The sequence below is a fragment of the Variovorax saccharolyticus genome, assembly GCF_030316765.1.
Taxonomy (GTDB): domain Bacteria; phylum Pseudomonadota; class Gammaproteobacteria; order Burkholderiales; family Burkholderiaceae_C; genus Variovorax; species Variovorax saccharolyticus.
Genome location: NZ_JASZYT010000015.1, coordinates 115,061 through 132,241, shown reverse-complemented (window position 1 = coordinate 132,241; position 17,181 = coordinate 115,061). Strand labels below are relative to the sequence as shown.

Below are 17,181 nucleotides of genomic sequence, written 5' to 3'. Positions count from 1 at the left end.
TGGCGCGCGCAGCATGGTCGTGAACGGCGTCAACTACTACCAGGCCGGACCGACCTGGTACAAGCCCTACTTCGGCTCCAGCGGCGTGTACTACGAGGTCGTGCCGGCGCCCTGACGGACAAGCCGCTCAGCCGGCGCCGTCGACCGGCGGCGTCGGCCCGGCGCTCGTAGAAGGCGTGGCGGTCCGGCTGGACCACTCGCACCAGCCGGCTTTCGCCGAGGGAGGTCCACGCCGATGATGGAAAGCGCGACGATGACGCGTCGAGCTCTCCCCCGTGATCCGGAGGCGAAGCATCGTCACGCCGTTTCGGCGCTACCTGCGGAAGCCGCCAACGAAGGCGACGCCACCGCCCCAGCCGCCCAAGCCCACGGCGTCCATTTGGTTCATCTGCGCCGCCTCAAGGTTGTTGTTGCTCAACTGCTTGGCGATCCGCAACTTTTGATATTCCTGGTACTCGGCCGCGCCCCCGACATAAGCCAGGTTGTTCAACGAATCCGGGATCACGTAGTACATCGTCCCGTTATAGGTCACCGGGGACACCTTGTCCTTCGGGAGCTTCGCAAGGATGGCCTGCTGATCGGGCTTGACCGGCGTGATGACCTTGAAACCGGCGGCGATCGCAAGGTTGTCGTTGTTCAGCGTATTGTTCGCGCAGCCTGCAGCCAGTGCGGCAAGCACGAGAACGAGGTAACGAAGAAGTCGGGTCATGGATTACTCCAGTTCAGTGTGAATGGGAGTGTGGACTGGTCCTCCCGAGGAAACGATCAAAGCTTTGACCTGTTCAATGGAGGGTCTCAGCCAATCGGCAGGACCCATGAAGTGCCCTGTCAACATTGATGTGTCACGTGCCACTGCCCCGGCTTCCTTCCTGCAGCATCTGCAGGGCCTTCTCCACGCTCAAGGAGCCCGACACCTGGCTCGGCGGGTACTCCCCGAAAGTGGCCAGGAAGCGGCCCACGATGCCGACCGCGGGAATCATGGTCCAGAGCTTTTCGCCCCACCAGCGGCCATACAGCAGGCTTTCGCTCTGGTAACGCTCCCACGGGTCCTGCCGCAGGTTGGTCACCAGCGGCACGTTGGTCGAATCGGGCTTGCCGTTGAAGAGGTTGCCCTCGATGGTCTTGAAACTGACCTTCCAGGCGTTGTAGCGCACCGCCATCAGGTCGGCGTTGTCGCTGAAGTAGAAGAACTCGTGGCGCGGCCCGGGGCCCTCGCAACCGCCCTGGAAGTAAGGCTTGAAGTTGTAGCCGTCGAGATGGTTCCTGAAGGTCTTCTCGCCCGCCTTGTAGCCGGTCAGCAGCTTTTCCTTGACCTTCGGTTCGCCGGCCGCGGCGACCAGCGTCGGCAGCCAGTCTTCGGCCGCCATGATCTCGTTGACGATGGTTCCGGGCTGGATCACGCCGGGCCATTTCGCCAGCATCGGCACGCGGAACCCGCCCTCGAAGACGGTGCCCTTCTCGCCGCGGAACGGGTGGTTGCCGCCGTCCGGCCAGCTGAAGATCTCGGCGCCGTTGTCGCTGGTGAACAGCACGATCGTCTCATCGGCGATGCCCTCGTCGTCGAGCTTCTGAAGGATCTCGCCGACCACCCAGTCGAGCTCCATCATCGCGTCCGCGTAGAGGCCGAAGCCGCTCTTGTCCTTCCATTTCTCCGACAGGTGCGTCCAGACATGGCAGCGCGTCGAGTTGTGCCAGAGGAAGAAGGGCTTGCCGGCCTTCACGGAGCGGTCGATGAAGTCGACCGAGCGCCGCACCAGTTCGGCGTCGACGTCCTCCATGCTGAACTTCGCCGCCGGATCCATGCCCGGGTGCGGCGGCAGCGGGCCGCAGTCGTTGATCTTCTGCTTGCCGACCCGGCCCCAGCGCGGCTCCTCGGTCGGGTCGTCGACATCGGTGGCGAAGGATTCGATGACGTTGCGCGGACCGAACTGCTCGTGGAAGCCCGGCACCTTCGGATACTCGCCGTCGTAGGGTTCCTCCATCGCGTTGAGGTGGTACAGGATGCCGTAGAACTCGTCGAAGCCATGGACCGTGGGCAAGTACTCGTTGCGGTCGCCCAGGTGGTTCTTGCCGATCTGCGCCGTGGCATAGCCCAGGGGCTTGAGCAGTTCGGCGATGGTCGGATCCTTGTCCTGCAGGCCCTGCTTGGCGGCCGGCATGCCGACCTTCAACAGGCCGGTGCGAAACGGCGTCTGGCCCAGAATGAAGGCGGCGCGCCCCGCCGTGCAGGACTGCTGTCCGTAGTAGTCGGTGAACAGCGCGCCCTCCTTGGCCAGACGGTCGATGTTCGGCGTGCTGCCGCCCATCATGCCGCGGTGGTAGGCGCTGAGGTTCCAGATGCCGACGTCGTCGGCCATGATCATGATGATGTTGGGGGCCTTGTCAGCCATGCGTCTCTCCGGTTGGTTCACTGTTCGCTGGCCATCCTGACAGGCGTGGCGCGGACTGCAAATAGGGCCAAGGGGCAACGGGCTTGCCCTTAAGGGCAAGTGAGGCGATTTGCCGTCCGCAAGCATGGACGAAGCGCCTCCCGGCATGCATAGTCATGAGCCGCCCATGAACACCGCATCCACGCCCCCTCCCGCCGACTCGGACCCGCCGCGCCCGAAGACCTCGGACGAACTGGCGCAGATCCGCACCGACCTCGCCCTCGAGCGCACGCTGATGGCCGCCGACCGCTCGTTGATGGCCTGGGTGCGCACGGGGCTGTCGATGATCAGCTTCGGCTTCACGATCTACAAGGTGATGGAGGCCTTCCAACAACAGGGCGGCCAGCTCCACAGCGCCAATGCTGCGCGCAACGTCGGTCTGTTCCTGACCGGCCTGGGTACGGTCAGCATCGTGGTCGGCACGATCGAATACTGGGCGCGGCTCAAGTCGCTCAACCAGAGCCAGCAGTTCCGCCTGGCCCAGCCCTCGCTCGTGATCGCGCTGATCATGTCGACCGCGGGCCTGCTGATGTTCTTCAGCATCCTGCGCCGCTTCATCTGAGGCATGGAGATCTTCGAGCCCTTCATGCGCACCTGGGCCGACATCACGAGCGGCCGCCACGTGCCGCTGGCCTTCCGCTTCGTGCTGCAGCCCTGCGTCGCCATCTTCTTCGCCTGGCGCGCCGGCCGGCAGGACGCACGCGAGGGCCGGCCCTACTATGTCAGCGCACTGGTCCGCGATCCGGTGCATCGACCGGGCCTGCTGCGCGAAGGCTGGACGCACATCGGCAAGGTGTTCTGTGTCGCCATCGTGGCCGACGCGATCTACCAGGTGATCGTGCTGCACTGGTTCTATCCCTTCGAAGCCCTGCTGGTGGCGCTGCTGCTCGCGGTACTGCCCTACCTGGTATTCCGCAGCGTCGTCAACCGAGTCCTGCACCACGCCCCAACCCGAAAATGACCACGCCGACCACCGCCACGATCACCAGCGACACCGCGAACAGTCCGAGCGCGATGGCGAAGCCCCGCGATCGGTCGACCGCCAGCCGGCGTGCGAACCAGACGCCCTGAACGCCCAGGTACCAGGCGCCGCCGACTCCCGCCATGACGCCGGCTGCGACATCGTTGCCCGCCCGATGCAGGGTCGTCGCGATGGCCACGGTCACGACCAGGGGCGCGGAAAAGAAGCACTGCAGGTAGAACGGCGAGCGCAGGGTGATGGCGTCGACCTCGAGCCCCTGCCGGCGCACGAAGCCGTAGGCCATCACCAGAGGCACGATGCTGTTGCCGATCACGCGGAAGATCAGCAGATTGGTCTCCTTGGCGGTCACGCGCTGCGCGAAGCCCGACTGACCCATCAGCGCGAGCACGTTGTCGTGGATCTCGATCTCGACCCCGTGCGCGAACAGGATCGTCAACATAAGGAACAGCGGCGGACTCACCAGTCCCGCGAAGCGCGTCGCTGCCCGGTCGTCCAGGTCGGCCAGCGCGCGCGCCGCCACCGCCTGCGGAGCCACCAGCACGCGCCAGAAGGTGCGCGGATAGAACAGCAGCCAGGTCATGACCTCGTAGAGCAGGTCTTCGAGCGAGCGGATGAACTTGATGATTTCCATGGCGTGGCACCGACTTTGCACGCTCGGCCTGCGCTCGTCCATACCTCGCCGGCCACCAGACCATCCGCCTGCACTTCGAGGCAACAGCCTTGCCCTTTCGGGCAGTCCGATTGCCCCTCTCCCCGATTCCCTTCGAGCTCCACGCGACTCAAGATGGGGGCGCACACACATCGTCCGATCTTCAACGCGCGACTTTCCATCTCCAACGCCAAGGGGTCCATCATGAAACTCAACAAGCTCAGCCTTGCGCTCTGCGCCCTCGTCCTCGCCACCGGTTGCGTCACCAAGGGCACCTACGACACCGAGGTCCAGAAGGCGAACAACTACGCCGCGCTCAACACTCAGCTATCCAGCGAGTTGAGCGCCGATCAGGCGCAGATCACTCAGCTGCAGAACGAGTTGAAGGTGACGATGGTCAATGAAATCCTGTTCCCCGAAGGCGGCTGGCGCCTGAGCCCCAAGGGCGAGGCGACGCTCGCGAAGATCGCACCGACGCTCGCCAACCTGCCGGGGCAACAGATCATCGTCCAGGGCTTCACCGACAATGAGCCGATCGGACCCGGGCTTCGAGGCCGCTTCCCGTCCAACCTCGAGCTGTCGTCGGCGCGCGCGGACGACGTGGTGCGCTACCTCACGGCCAAGGGCGTGCCACCGGCCACCATCTCGGCCCAGGGCTTCGGCGACGCGCGCCCGGTGGCCAGCAACGCCACGCCGCAGGGTAAGGCCAAGAATCGCCGCGTGGAGATCGTGATCTCGGCCGCCAGCCGTCCCTGACCCGATGGCATCGTTCAAGGTGCTGCTGCCACTGCTCGCGGGCCTACTGCTCGCCTCGGGCTTCCATGCCGAGGCCAACGCCTGGGCCCGTGCGAACCGCTTCGGCGGCCATTCCTCGGGCGGCTGGGGCGGCGCCACCCATACCAACGCCTGGGGCGGCACCACCTCGCACAGCTGGGATGGCGCCACCAGCCATACCAACGCGTGGGGCGGCACCACCACCGGCGTGGCCGGCTACGGTGCCGTCCACACCACAGCCGGTGGCTTCAGCGCCTACCGTCCGCCCGGCTACGGCTACGCCGGCTACGCGCCCTATCACGCGCCGGTGGCGGTGCCGTATTACCACGCGGGCTGCTACGACTGCGCGGGCGCCGTGGCCGCGGGTGCGGTGGTCGGCATGGCCGCAGGTGCGGCCATCGCCACGGCGGCGCGGCCCGGCTATCCGGTCTACCAGATGGGCGTGAACTACGCGACCATCCCGCCCGATGCGTCGGTCGTCACGCAGGGCGGCGTCACCTACTACCAGGTGGGATCGACCTGGCTGCAACCCTTCTATGGTGCCAACGGCGTCTACTACACGGTGGTGCAGCCGCCCTACTAAATGCGGACGAGTCCGCAGCAACGAGGCCGGCCGCGGCAGCGGCCCGAGCGCCGTCCACTGGCTCAGTGGTGCTTTTTGTGACCGGCCTTGGCGCCGGGCACGGCATTGTCCTTCGCCTCGGCCTGGTCATCGGCCTTGCCCGCCTTGCCGGCCTTGCCCGCCTTGGCATCCTCCGCGTGCCGGTGCTTTTCGTCCTGCGGCGCGCTGCCGTCGAGCACCAGATGGCCCGGATCGAGGTTGCGCTTCTGCAGGTCCTTCAGCAGGCCGGCGTCGCTGAGGTCGATCTTGTGCGAGGAGGCCCAGTCGCGCTCCGCGGTTTGCTGCAAGCGCAGCACGGTGGTCGGGTCGTCGGTCTCGATCGCCAGTTCGCGCCGGCCGTCGAAGCTGCCCGGCGCCAGGTTGATCGAGCCCACGATGGCCCGCTTGCCGTCGGCCAGCATCATCTTCGCGTGCAGCTTCAGGTGCTTCATGGTGTGCACCTTGGCGCCCACGTCCTGCAGGATCCGCAGCCCGCCCACGCCCTCGATCAGCTTCTCGGCCTTGAGCGAATGCGGCGGCTTGGTCAGGATGTGTACCTTGACGCCGCGCGTCGCCGCGCGCACCAGGCGCTCGATGATCACCGTGTCCTGGTAGCGCTCGTTCTGCACCCACAGCGAGTGCTGCGCACCGTCGATGAAGGCCGCCACGCGCTGGCGGCCGTTGTCGGGACACCAGATCAGGCGCGACTCGGGGTGGGGCGTGAAGTCCTCGTGCGCCCAGTCGGCATCGAAGCAGGCCACCATCTCGCGGGTCTCGAGGTCGTGCGTCGTGACGACCGCGTAGTCGCGTGTCTCGGTCAGGTCCTTGGGCTCCCAGTTGAGCGATTCGACGAAGCCGGTCTGGTGATCGACCACCATCGACTTCTGGTGCGTCAGGTCGAACTTCGGGTTGCTGTCGCGCACCTCGATGCCGGCCTCGACCAGCGCCTTGCGCGATGCCTCGTTCTCGGTCTCGCCGGTGCGGCGCGCCGGGTTGAGCATGACGCGGACGTTCACGCCGCGCTGCTTGGCGGCGATGACCGCCCCGAGCAGCGTCTCGTCGGTGAACAGGAACATGCGGATGTTCAGCGCCACCTTGGCCGAATTTATCGCATCGAGGATCGGCTTGGCGGTGTCATCGGGCAGAACGATCAATCTGTGGGACATGATTTCCTCAGGCGGGCGCGGCCGCGGTGGCCGGCGGGGTGTCGTATTGAATCCGGTGCAGCTCGGCGTAGACGCCGCCCTGCGCGACCAGTTCGTCGTTGGTGCCTTCCTCGACCACGATGCCGTCTTTCAGCACGATGATCTTGTCGGCGTTGCGAAGCGTGCTCAGGCGGTGCGCGATCATGATCACGGTGCGGCCCTGCATCAGCCGCTCCAGTCCTTCGATGACCAGCCGTTCGGACTCGGTGTCGAGGGCGGCGGTCGGCTCGTCGAGGATCATGATCGGGCTGTTGCGGATCACGGCGCGCGCGATGCCGATGCGCTGGCGCTGGCCGCCCGAGAGCGTGTCGCCGCGCTCGCCGACCAGCGAGTCGTAGCCGTGCGGCATGCGGCTGATGAACTCGTCGGCATTGGCGAGCCTGGCGGCGGCCACGATCTCCTCCTGCGTGGCGCCGGGCTTGCCATAGGCGATGTTCTCGCCGATGGTGCCGCGGAACAGCACCGTCTCCTGCAGCACGAAGCCGATCTGCGAACGCAGCGACGCGAGCTTGTGGGTCGCGATGTCGACGCCATCGATCAGCACCCGGCCGCCGCCCGGGTCGTAGAAGCGCGGCATCAGGCTCACGACGGTCGACTTGCCGCTGCCGGTCGGCCCGACGATGCCCACCACCTGGCCCGGCTTGATGTTGAACGACACGTCGCGCAGCACCAGCCCCTCGTCCGCGCCATAGCCGAAGGCGACGTTCTCGAACGTGATCTCGCCCTTCGTGCGGCCCGGATCGATCGCGTTCGGATGCTCGCGGATGATGTCGTCAGCGCCGAGGATCTTCTGGATGCGCTCCAACGCCACGGTGGTCTGCGCGATGGTGCTGGCCATGCTTGCGAGGTCCTTCACCGGCTTGAAGAACTTGCTCAGGTAGGCGAGATAGACCGTGAGGGCGCCGGCCGTCATGGTGCCCGCGATGATCAGCGCCGTGCCCTTCCAGAGCACGATGCCGGTGCACAGCGCCACCACGACCGCCACCACCGGCGACAGCAGCGACTTGACCTTGCGCGCGCGCAGCGCGGCCTCGGTACTGGCGTGGCTCGCGGCTTCCATGTGCGCCACTTCCAGGTCTTGGCGGCCGAAGGCCTTCACGGCGCGGACCTGGCCCAGACCTTCCTGCACCACCGCGACGATCTCGCTCTGGCGCACGCGAACGTCGCGCGTCACCTTCTTCACCGCGTTCTTGAAACGGAACACGAACAGCAGCAGGAAGGGCATGACCGCCACCGCGATCAAGGTGAAGTCCCAGTCGAGCCAGACCATGAGGCCCAGCATGAAGACGATCGTGACGATGTCAACCAGGATGCCGAGCGTCGACGACGAGGCGAAGTTCTGCACCGTCGCAACGTCGCTGGTGATGGTCGACATCAAGGTACCGGTCTTGGCGGTGTCGTAGAAGCCCAGCGACAGCCGGTGCAGGTGCTCGTAGATCTTCAGGCGCAGGTCGTTCGCCACCCACTGCCCGATGCTGGTCGTGTAGTAGTTGTCGATGTAGCTCGCGATGCCGCCGATGACCGCGATCGCCAGGGTCGCGATGCCGGCGAACAGCGCCACGCCCAGCGTGTGGCGGCCGATGCCGAGCTGGTGCGCCCACTCGAGCCAGGCCGGCAGATGGTGCGTTCCGAGCGCATCGTCGAGCACCAGCTTGAGGGGCCAGGGCGCGGCCAGGCTCATGAGCACCTCGACCACCATCGCGACCAGCACGATCGCGAGCCAGGCGTGGTAGGGCCGCACCAGTTGCAGGATCAGGCCGCGCATGGCGGCCTTCTCGCCGGCTTTGGTGGCGGGCTTGGCGCCGGATTTGGCGTCGGACCTGGCGGCCGTTATTGGCGTGGACATGCGAGGGCGTCGTGTTGCTTCAGCGCGCGCGGATGACGTCGGAAACCACGCCGTTCTCGTTCACGGTGCAGTTGATGTTCGGCTGGCCCGCACCGATGCTCAACGTGACCACGTAGAAGCCCTGCTCCATCGTTTGAGCGTCGTAGAGCGGTTTCACGTCTTCCTTGGCCACCTTGCGCTCGCGCGAGACCGCGTCGATGCAACTGCTGCGGGAGACCTGCGGTGACATGAAGCCGCCGATGATCGGCTTCGGCGGCTGGTAGTTGGCGCAGCCGGTGGCGAGGGCGGCCAGGGCCAGGACTGCGACGGGGGAGCGATGGACGAAAGGCATGGGGACTCCTGATGAAGAAGGTGGCCGGCAAGCGGCCGATCACTTGGGGAACATGAACTGCGCCTGCAGCCGGATCTGCCAGTTGGGGCCGTTGTCGGGCTTGACGACGTTGTAGTAGGCCGAGAGCTGGGTGTTCACGGGCAGCTTGCCCAGGTGGAAGATCTTGCCGATGCCGCCGCCCAGCGGCACGGTCCAGCGCTGGCTGCTCTCGGCCTTCCAGTCGGCCGTGATGATCGGCGCACTCGTCAGGTAGAAGCCGTTGGGGAAGTTGTAGTTGATGAAGGGCTGCAGGGTGCCGTTGTTGTACGAGCCGCCCTGCTTGCTGCTGCTGACCGACCAGATGTTGTTGGCCAGTGCGCCGAAGACCCACGGGTTGCCGTGGTCCATGTGCAGCACGACGAAGGCCGGCCCCAGGCCCCAGTTCCTGTTGCCCAGTTCCGAGTCGCTGTTGGTCGGAATCTGCACCACCGGACCGGCTCCCCAGATCCACTTGCCGGGATTGGCCGGCGACAGGAAGGCCGTGAAGACCACGTCGCCGACGCCATTGAGGCTGCCGATGCCCGGCCCGAGGGCGGGCATCGAGATCACCGGCAGGATGGTGCGGGTGATGACGTTCCAGTCGGAATTGACCGAGATCGGGATCACCGGCTGGATGTTGAGCACGTTCTGGGTCCCCTTCTCGGGACCGTAGTTGAGGTTCGTGTTGTTCTGGAACGGTACGCTGATCAGGTTGCCGACCGGGTTCTGCGCCAGCTTGGCAAGTTCCTCGGCGCTGAGTTCGGCGCGCGCTGGCGCCGCCAGAAACAATGCGGCTCCCAGCGCTGCACTGGCGCGAACTGCTGGCGAATGAAAGCTCGATTGCATGGTTGCTGGCCCTGAAAATGGTCCGACGGCCTCGGCTGGGACGAGCACAAAACTTGGTCGGGCCGCACGACTTGGAGGATGGTCGCGAAATCGAGGACATTCGTAAATCATGGCAAAGGGCAATCTCGTTGCCCGAAAGGGCAAGCCGAACCGGCTGCACTTTCCCATGCGCAAGCTGCCCTGACGGTACCTCGACAGGGCAGCTTGGGGCCGGCGTGCCATGACGTCCCAGGCACTCCCTTTGCGCTACCAACTTTTCGGGGGTGCCAGACGATCTGCGAGTCGATCGGCAAAGGCCCGGGACTGATCGACATAGCTGGGCTGAAGCGTCGCTGGCGGAATCCTGAAGCCGAGGTACCGCTCCTTGGTCACCCCTGTCGACAAGTAGCTCAAGAGTGCCAGCATGGAGTCCACCGGGCCGCCACCGGCGGTGAAATGGCTGCCATCCAGGTAGTCGCCGCCTTGCTTGACGATGAGCTTCTTGAGAATCCGAAGGTCGTCGCGCCAATAGCGGTGGGCGACCGCGACTGCGGCACAACGCTTGCCGCCGATGAGCTTGCGACCCGCGTCCGACTCCAGGAACGAACGTATCGGCATGCAGGGGTGCAGCCACCAAGTCGGCGAGGCGATGCAGACCAGGTCGTAGCGTCCCGCGCCTGCCACGTCCGGAATGCGGATCTGCCCTGTCACGCCGCGAAACTGCGGAAGCACCATCCCGAAAATGTCGCGATAGGCATGTCGCAGCGGAAACTGAGAGAACCGGGGGGCGTAACGCGGGTCTGTGAACTCGATCTTGGCGAGTTGCACCCTGCAGCCGCGCTCGCGCAGTCGACTCGCCATGGATTCAGCCACGCTCAACGTCTGCTGGCTGTAAGTGTAGTAGACGATCAGGACCGATGGGGGTGCCGAATCGGCCATCTCAGGCTTTCGACGTGGGCCCGAAGCCAAAAAGACCGGACGCCGGTAGGCAGAAAATGCGCATCATTGATTCGCTTTCGAGGTTCCGAGTGATGCCCCCACTATGCGTGCAGTCGCGGATCGCTGTCTATGGCTCGGGCGGTCCATGGCCGGTTTTTGCCCTTTGAGGCAATTGGACTGCCCTTCGGCCCCATACCGGGTCGCGACGGGTCTATGGGAAGATCCGACGGGCGGCCATGGCCACTTGCACGTCGGCTTGGCAAGGTCCGCACGCCAAGCATTCATGACGCGCGACGCCGTGATCCTCTCGCGAATCCCGTTCGGGTTCGTGATCACTTTCACATCAGCTTCCCGGCCTTCACCATCGGCCTGGCGGCTGCAAGTCAAGAGCATGCACAGCCACCGTGTGCGTGCGCTGCTCGCCCCGCATGGCGACTATGCGAACCAACTGCAACTTCAAAAGCGAGCATCGCCACGCTTGGGAAAACGCGGCCCGCGCCAGTTGCCGCTTGCCGTGGCCGCTCACTGCGCCTTGGTCGGTGGGGTGTTCCTGGCCGTGTTCTTGAGGTAGATTGCCGCACCGTCCGAAGTCGGCAAGAGCTTACTTTCGCTGGCATGCCATGAACGTCGTCTATCGAAATGCTGTCCCTGAAGACACGCCTGCCTGCTTCGACCTGCGAGGCATGACACGGGAGAACGCCTTCTCTCCGGAACAGTTGGGCGCCATCGGTGTGACGCCTGAAAGCTGGGAGGCGGACATCCGTACGGGCTTGTTGTTTGGGTTCGTTGGTCTCTTCGACCAAAAAGTCATTGGCTATTGCTTTGGCGTTCGAGACACGGGCGAAGTCGGCGTGCTGGCACTGCTACCCGAATACGAAGGCCTCGGCATCGGCAAGGCCCTGCTCGGTTTGGTGGTGGATGAGTTCAGAAGAACGGGTGTGACGCGGCTCTTCCTCGGGTGCTCGACCGACCCGAGGGTTCGCTCTCATGGCTTCTACAGACATCTCGGCTGGATTCCCACAGGAGCTTTCGATGCTCTAAACGACGAGGTGCTTGAGTATCTTCTCAGATGACGTCGAACGTGTGTTTGGTCCCGCTCGCGCCATCACCGGCCGGTCGACCACACCTTTCCGTGCCCTTCTTGATGCCTCAAAACAAGGCCCGGAATCGATGTCCTCAATTGCCAGCATAAGCCGGCATCCTGAAAGGCGCATGGAATTGGGAGCACGCGATGAATGCACATGACCTTGTGGGTACCTGGTTTCTGATCTCGTTCGTCGTACGGCGCACCGACGGCAGCGAAATTCGCGAGCCCTGGGGCCCGACACCGACAGGGCGTCTCATCTACACAGCGGAAGGTCACGTTGCTGCGGTATTGACCAAACCAGACCGGCGACGTTTCGTGTCCGCGGACCCCACCGGCGGGGCCCCGGAGGAAATCAAAGAGGCATTCGAAGGCCTCGAAGCCTATGCAGGCAGATATGAGTTCGACGAGTCCACGTCGACAGTCCGCCACTACACGGACGTCGCTCGCCTCCCCAGTTGGCAAGGCGGAAGCGTGGAGCGCTTCGTCATGCTTCAGGGGAACGAACTGACCCTTTACACTGAGCCAATGATGATCCGAGGTGTCGAGGTCGTGCTGACCCTGGTCTGGCGGCGGGGATCGGATTGACCAGCCTACCTGATTCAAGCCGACTTCAGCGTCGGAGACGGCCAGCGCCGGATCTTCCGACTTCGGTCCTCACCGACCCTCCTCTCGAACTGACCATGCACCTTTTCTTCTTGAATCCGGTGGTTCATGTCCACATTGGCATCTGAGGCAAGGCCGTTTCGCTGTCCCTTGTCCTAACGCTCGTTCGCGAGTATCACGAGGATGCAGAGCAGCATCGCGTCCATCGTGATGCACCAGAGCACCACCGGCCAAAACCACCACGGCAGTTTAGGCGAACGAACTGACGAACGGCGACGATCGCGGGCTTGCAATGGTTGAGCAACAAGTGCCCTTCGGGCGCGAAGAAGCCGGCGGAAAGCGGCTACTCGCCATCGTTTCAATGACGCTCTCAAGGGCCACGAGCGTCCTCATTCCGCGAAGCGCCCAGCGAGTTGGGCCCCTCCACGCCACCGTCTGGCCCTGCGGTCTCCTCCCGGAGTCGCACTGCATGGTTGTTCGCCGTAGGGCCACCGGCAAAGTCACCTGACGCCGCGGTGGCCGCGTCATCGGCGAGCGTGAACCAGAATGTCGCGCCGCCACCGACTGTCCCTTCCGCCCATATGCGGCCCTTGTGCCGGCTGATGACGCGGCGCACCGTGGCCAGACCCACCCCGGCCCCTTCAAGCTCAGGGCGATCATGCAAGCGTTGGAACGGCTCAAAGAGAACGTCGCTCTTCGTCGGGTCGAACCCCATGCCGTTGTCCTTCACGAAGAAGACCATCCGGCCGCCTTCGGTTTGCCTGCCCACGTGCAGTTCGGCATTGGGTTGGTCCGCCGTAAATTTCCAGGCGTTGGCGATGAGGTTGTCGAGCGCCAACTGCAGTAGCCCGCAGTCTGCCACGACCATCATTCCTGCTTCAATGTTCACCGACACCCTGCGATTCGCTTGGACCTTGCGAATCTGATCGACCGCTTGATGCGCCATCACAGTGAAATCGCAAAGCTGCGGCTCCATCAGTTCCCGGTTGACTGCAGAGAGGTCCAGAACCTTGGTGATGGCTTTTTCTATCTGCAGCACGGTGTCATCTGCGCGCCCCAGCAGGCTTCTCAAGGTTTGATTGTCCTGTGCAGCAGCGTCTTGAAGCGCAAGCGCCAGGTAGCCGCGAGCTTGCCGCGCGGGGTTTCGCAGGTCGTGAGGAACTACCGAGGCCAGTGCATCCAGTTCGGCGGTCGTGTCCTTCAGATAGGCTTGGACGTCCGCCACCCGGTCTCTCAAGTCGTCATTTCGCGCAGAGATGCTTGCGTTGGTGCTCTGGAGCCTTCTGCCTTCCTGGTAGGCAAACCACGCAACCGCCATCAACAACAGCGTGCACCCCAGCGCAAAAAGGCCTCGGAGCACGGCGCCATGCTGCCATTCAGCCAGCACCAAGTTCTTCGAGTACCCCACCAGCAGGTAGGTTGGGGGGCTGCCGAAAGAGCTGTAGACGTAGCTGTGCGTCGCCTGGTTCGCCGAACTGACGTAGTCGAAGTTGCCTTCACGCCCTTTGAGTTTCTCCAGCGGGAAGCTTGCTTCCCCCGCGGTGTGGCCCGAACTCGCGATGTCGGGGTGCCAGGCGAGGCGTTGGCCGTCCGCGCCGACGAACGCAATGCTGAAGGCGTCTGCGTCGGCCACAAGCTGCTCGTAGAGCGTGCGCATGTGCTTCAGGCCGACATAGGTCACGAGAACGCCGGCTGCCTGCCCGTTCGCGTTGAAGAGGCCGCGAGACAGTGGAAAGACCCAGTCGCGCGCTGCCGGCGAATAGGTCGGAAATCCTGCATGAACACCCTTGTCAAGGGGGTGGGCGAGATGGTGGGCGCGCAACGGCGCGGCATCCTGGCCCACCGTTCGCTCGTCGTCGCTCGAGCCGCGGGCCGTGAGGACCTGGCCCTTCGAATCGAAAAGGACCACGGATTTGATGAACGCAGAGTCCAGCGCCACGGCCACGCGGTCGAAGGTTCGATGGTCCCGGAGGTCCGAAAGCGGCAAACCCTCTGCCTCGATGTTGCGTGCGGTAGCGTCAATTCGGTTCTTCATTCCCTCCTGGGAAATACTGAGGAAGCCCGTCAACGAGCGAGAGGTTTGCATGGCGCGGCTGTTGGCCTCTTTCAGCAGGTAAGCTCTGTTGAGCAAGACGCTGTAGGCGGTCATCGCAACGATGCTCGCGAGTGCCAGGCACAGCAGCGCGGCATGGAGCTTAAGACGGGACGCGAAATGTTTCATCGGTGAACTTGAGAACTGCGCCGCCGACAGCGACGACGGGCCAGAGTTGAAGGTCAGGCAAAGGATGGAGTACTCCACCGCGGCGCGGACGCAAGAAAGCGTGGAGATGTCCACGTGCAAGGCTTGCCGAGGCTTGGCCTCTGGGTCTGTGCCACCTACCCGCGAGAGGGAGGGACAGCGCGGTCTGCCAGCGAGCAGTCGGATGGTGCCACCTGTCGTAGACCTTCGTATTGACCGGCGAGTTTGGCCAGTTGCGTCAGGAGCCGCCGGTCAATGGAGCCGAATCGTCGGTCATCTGGGTTGAACCGACGCATTTCGCGAGGCACTTCGCTTACGGTGCGCCCGATGAACAGCCATTGAGTCGATGCCCACCCCGTGATGCGCGAGGCCATCTGCATGGTGTTGCGCCGGCTTCGCCCTGCCGAAAAAATGTGGAGTTGGAAGGCGCGACCAACTCGGTCCTGCGGTGGCAACCCAGGGTCATCTTGACCTCCTCACGCCGGACCTGACGCGTCGTGAACAACGCGGCGCTTCGGGCGCAATGGTGGTGAAGGACCGCGTTCCAAGTGCCCGGCTTGCGGTGTACTCTGCCACCCCGCGATGGACATGGAAGAAGCTTGTTTGCGCGCAGGGGCGGATCCCTGTATCGACAAAGCCGCGGGCGCAAGCGAGCGGTCGGGCGCGCTCACACGCCAGATGAAGACGGACCTTGGACCCGGCGCTGAGGCGGAACCCCGGGGCATTCCGACAGTGACCGGCAAGCCGAGGGAGCGCCAGATGCCGCTCCTCGCGTACTGGGAGCAAGAACGTGCACGCCCGCCCGAAGCGCATCGTGGAATCTAACGCTGGACGGTCGCGTCATTGCGTCGCGACGCCACGACGGCAGAACAGGTCGGCGTGCTGGCTTGGCACGTCGCTGTTCCCGCCGATCCAAAGCCTCGTGTTCTGAAAATACCCGTTCTCGGAACTACCAAGCGGTGTGTCGCCCAGGGCGTTTGCTGCTTGAAGGTCTCGACCATCGAGGTGAACTGTCCGTCGCTGGGCTACAGCGCTGTTGCGGCTGGCTTCGTGATCGAACCCACAGCCGCGCGTGCTGCGTGGGCCACCAGAGCTTGAGGTAACATTTACTTACGTAGAAGCTGCTTCACCGGAAAACATGAGAATCTCAGAAATCAAGACGTGGAAGTTGCTTCTACCCCTGATCTTCGCCTTCGGCACCAGCGCGTGCCTTGCCGCAAGCGAAGCGCCGGCAGCCGCTGAGAAGCCGCCCGAACATACCTGGGAACTCCCGCCCCATCCGCCGACCGTGGAAAACGTCTCGAAAGGCGTGTTGATCCTTCGCGGCTTCGGGGAAACGGTCTCCAACATTCGCGTTGGCGTCTGCAAGCCGGATGTAGACATCAAGACCTCGCTGCTGTGCGATGTGTCGTATGACACGGACCTTCCAGCAAGCAAGTACGTGGACAAGGCGAGACACAAAGCGCACTCCGGCCCACACCTTGTGACTCTCAAGGATGGCGAGTGGCGCGTCCAACCATTCACGGAAAAGTATCGCGAAGCCCGCAGAGCACGCATCGAGGCACATCAGGCAGGAATTGAGGCCGCTGCGCAGCGCGTCGCCGACTACCGCGGCTGGGCATCTCCCTTGTACGCCGTACTTTCGTTCGTGTTGTTCGTGATCCTGTGGGTCAAGCTGCCTCGTATGAGCTGGCACAAGTACGACTGGAAGGCCGGTTCGGGCTCCATGCCCACCGCCGTCGGCGATGGCAGTTTGGCGGGCAACTCTGCAGCGACCAGTCTCAACGCGATGAACGGTCTGAACCTAGGCTCCATCGTGGCACTGGTCGCACTCGGACTTGGCGTCGTTGGCTGGTTCCTTGGAACCATGGTCCTGGGACATTGGGTGCTTGAGTTTGCCCGTTACCCCGAGCCAATCGATACGACCTGGGTGCGCGTCGCCGGGGCTTTCTGGGTTCTCATCTGTATGCGCGCCCTGAAGGTTTTTTTGGGGTCGATGCTTATCGCTGGCGTCGTGGGCGGATTCATCGCCACGGGCCTGATCGCTTTCCAGTTGATTCACTGGATTCTGTTCTCGAACTGGTATCAGTTCAGTTGGTTTCACTAACCAACTCTCTCTGGCGCAGCCTAGCCAGGCTGAGTTCGACCGTGTGCGACCGCCCACAGGCAAAAGCTACCGACCCTGAAGCCGTGACTTTGTGCACGGTCGGCCCGACTGCCTGAGCAGGCCGCGCCACAACTGCGCGTCGCACAGTGGAGGCACTCACCAAGCCCGGCCGGCTCGATGCGCCATTGCTGGTCACCGAAGAGGTGGCCAAGCTCCTGGACGCGACGCGCACGCCCTTCGTCCGGGCCGCGCGCGTGGCCCTGACCGGGATGGAGACCCTCTTCGATGTCTACGAGGTGATCGATCCCGCACGCAGCCTGTCGTCGCCTGGCCATGCGGCGCAGTGGGAAATCCTGTTGCGCAGGCTGGAAGGCTTGCGCCAGGCCGCCGACCTGCCGGCGCTCCAGGCGGCGTTCGGCGCGCTCGGGTGCGCGGACGACGCCCGCGTGCGCTGGTTGCAGGCCCAGTGCAGGCAGCTTGAAGAGCCGGCGCAACTGTCGCGGTGGGACGGCGTCGTGCGCTACGAGAAGTAGGGCACGGGCTCGA

The 17,181-nt window shown here is 64.2% G+C and carries 18 protein-coding genes; 9 read left to right on the top strand and 9 right to left on the bottom strand.

Annotation, left to right across the window (positions count from 1 at the left end; genetic code table 11):
* Positions 1-313: 313 nt before the first annotated feature.
* Both QTI45_RS32480 and QTI45_RS32475 read right to left on the bottom strand, forming a co-directional pair.
* Positions 314-709, bottom strand: a complete 396-nt coding sequence (locus QTI45_RS32480) for a hypothetical protein (RefSeq protein WP_286657296.1) — start codon at positions 707-709, stop codon at positions 314-316.
* Positions 710-842: 133 nt separating this feature from the next.
* Entirely contained in the window at positions 843-2,390 is a 1,548-nt protein-coding gene (locus QTI45_RS32475; protein WP_286657295.1) for an arylsulfatase, read from the bottom strand.
* Between the two features lie 166 nt (positions 2,391-2,556).
* Here QTI45_RS32475 and QTI45_RS32470 point away from each other — a divergent pair, with 166 nt between their 5' ends.
* Both QTI45_RS32470 and QTI45_RS32465 read left to right on the top strand, forming a co-directional pair.
* A complete protein-coding gene (locus tag QTI45_RS32470; RefSeq protein WP_286657294.1) occupies positions 2,557-2,991 on the top strand; it encodes a YidH family protein in 435 nt (144 codons plus the stop codon).
* Positions 2,992-2,994: 3 nt separating this feature from the next.
* Positions 2,995-3,390 (top strand): hypothetical protein, encoded by a 396-nt coding sequence (locus tag QTI45_RS32465; protein ID WP_286657293.1) that lies wholly within the window; start codon positions 2,995-2,997, stop codon positions 3,388-3,390.
* Here the strand turns inward: QTI45_RS32465 and QTI45_RS32460 are convergent.
* Positions 3,353-4,042: a hypothetical protein gene (locus QTI45_RS32460; RefSeq protein ID WP_286373044.1), complete on the bottom strand. Its 690-nt coding sequence runs from the start codon at positions 4,040-4,042 to the stop codon at positions 3,353-3,355. The genes QTI45_RS32465 and QTI45_RS32460 overlap by 38 nt on opposite strands.
* 222 nt (positions 4,043-4,264) lie before the next feature.
* Here QTI45_RS32460 and QTI45_RS32455 point away from each other — a divergent pair, with 222 nt between their 5' ends.
* Both QTI45_RS32455 and QTI45_RS32450 read left to right on the top strand, forming a co-directional pair.
* Positions 4,265-4,816, top strand: a complete 552-nt coding sequence (locus QTI45_RS32455) for an OmpA/MotB family protein (RefSeq protein WP_286373043.1) — start codon at positions 4,265-4,267, stop codon at positions 4,814-4,816.
* A 4-nt stretch (positions 4,817-4,820) separates the two neighbouring features.
* Positions 4,821-5,417, top strand: coding sequence for a hypothetical protein (locus QTI45_RS32450; RefSeq protein WP_286373042.1), 597 nt, complete (start codon positions 4,821-4,823; stop codon positions 5,415-5,417).
* A gap of 62 nt (positions 5,418-5,479) precedes the next feature.
* Here QTI45_RS32450 and QTI45_RS32445 read toward each other — a convergent pair whose 3' ends face one another.
* The 5 genes from QTI45_RS32445 to QTI45_RS32425 all read right to left on the bottom strand — a co-directional run bounded on the left by QTI45_RS32445 (position 5,480) and on the right by QTI45_RS32425 (position 10,599).
* A complete protein-coding gene (locus tag QTI45_RS32445) occupies positions 5,480-6,601 on the bottom strand; it encodes a phospholipase D-like domain-containing protein (protein ID WP_286657292.1) in 1,122 nt (373 codons plus the stop codon).
* Positions 6,602-6,608: 7 nt separating this feature from the next.
* On the bottom strand, positions 6,609-8,486 hold the full coding sequence (locus tag QTI45_RS32440; protein ID WP_286657291.1) for an ABC transporter ATP-binding protein: 1,878 nt from the start codon (positions 8,484-8,486) through the stop codon (positions 6,609-6,611).
* Between the two features lie 19 nt (positions 8,487-8,505).
* Complete coding sequence (locus QTI45_RS32435; protein WP_286373039.1) at positions 8,506-8,817, bottom strand: hypothetical protein; 312 nt, start codon at positions 8,815-8,817, stop codon at positions 8,506-8,508.
* Between the two features lie 39 nt (positions 8,818-8,856).
* Positions 8,857-9,681, bottom strand: a complete 825-nt coding sequence (locus tag QTI45_RS32430) for a transporter family protein (protein WP_286657290.1) — start codon at positions 9,679-9,681, stop codon at positions 8,857-8,859.
* A gap of 246 nt (positions 9,682-9,927) precedes the next feature.
* On the bottom strand, positions 9,928-10,599 hold the full coding sequence (locus QTI45_RS32425) for a flavodoxin family protein (RefSeq protein WP_286657289.1): 672 nt from the start codon (positions 10,597-10,599) through the stop codon (positions 9,928-9,930).
* A gap of 283 nt (positions 10,600-10,882) precedes the next feature.
* Between QTI45_RS32425 and QTI45_RS32420 the strand changes: the two genes are divergently transcribed.
* From QTI45_RS32420 to QTI45_RS32410, 3 genes are all read left to right on the top strand, one after another.
* On the top strand, positions 10,883-11,170 hold the full coding sequence (locus QTI45_RS32420; RefSeq protein WP_286373036.1) for a hypothetical protein: 288 nt from the start codon (positions 10,883-10,885) through the stop codon (positions 11,168-11,170).
* Between the two features lie 49 nt (positions 11,171-11,219).
* Complete coding sequence (locus tag QTI45_RS32415) at positions 11,220-11,672, top strand: GNAT family N-acetyltransferase (protein ID WP_286373035.1); 453 nt, start codon at positions 11,220-11,222, stop codon at positions 11,670-11,672.
* 158 nt (positions 11,673-11,830) lie between these two features.
* Positions 11,831-12,271 (top strand): lipocalin-like domain-containing protein, encoded by a 441-nt coding sequence (locus QTI45_RS32410; RefSeq protein ID WP_286657288.1) that lies wholly within the window; start codon positions 11,831-11,833, stop codon positions 12,269-12,271.
* 388 nt (positions 12,272-12,659) lie between these two features.
* Here QTI45_RS32410 and QTI45_RS32405 read toward each other — a convergent pair whose 3' ends face one another.
* A complete protein-coding gene (locus QTI45_RS32405; protein ID WP_286373033.1) occupies positions 12,660-14,624 on the bottom strand; it encodes a sensor histidine kinase in 1,965 nt (654 codons plus the stop codon).
* A 1,042-nt stretch (positions 14,625-15,666) separates the two neighbouring features.
* Between QTI45_RS32405 and QTI45_RS32400 the strand changes: the two genes are divergently transcribed.
* Both QTI45_RS32400 and QTI45_RS32395 read left to right on the top strand, forming a co-directional pair.
* A complete protein-coding gene (locus QTI45_RS32400; RefSeq protein ID WP_286657287.1) occupies positions 15,667-16,635 on the top strand; it encodes a hypothetical protein in 969 nt (322 codons plus the stop codon).
* A gap of 146 nt (positions 16,636-16,781) precedes the next feature.
* Positions 16,782-17,168, top strand: a complete 387-nt coding sequence (locus QTI45_RS32395; protein ID WP_286657286.1) for a hypothetical protein — start codon at positions 16,782-16,784, stop codon at positions 17,166-17,168.
* Positions 17,169-17,181 lie beyond the last annotated feature (13 nt).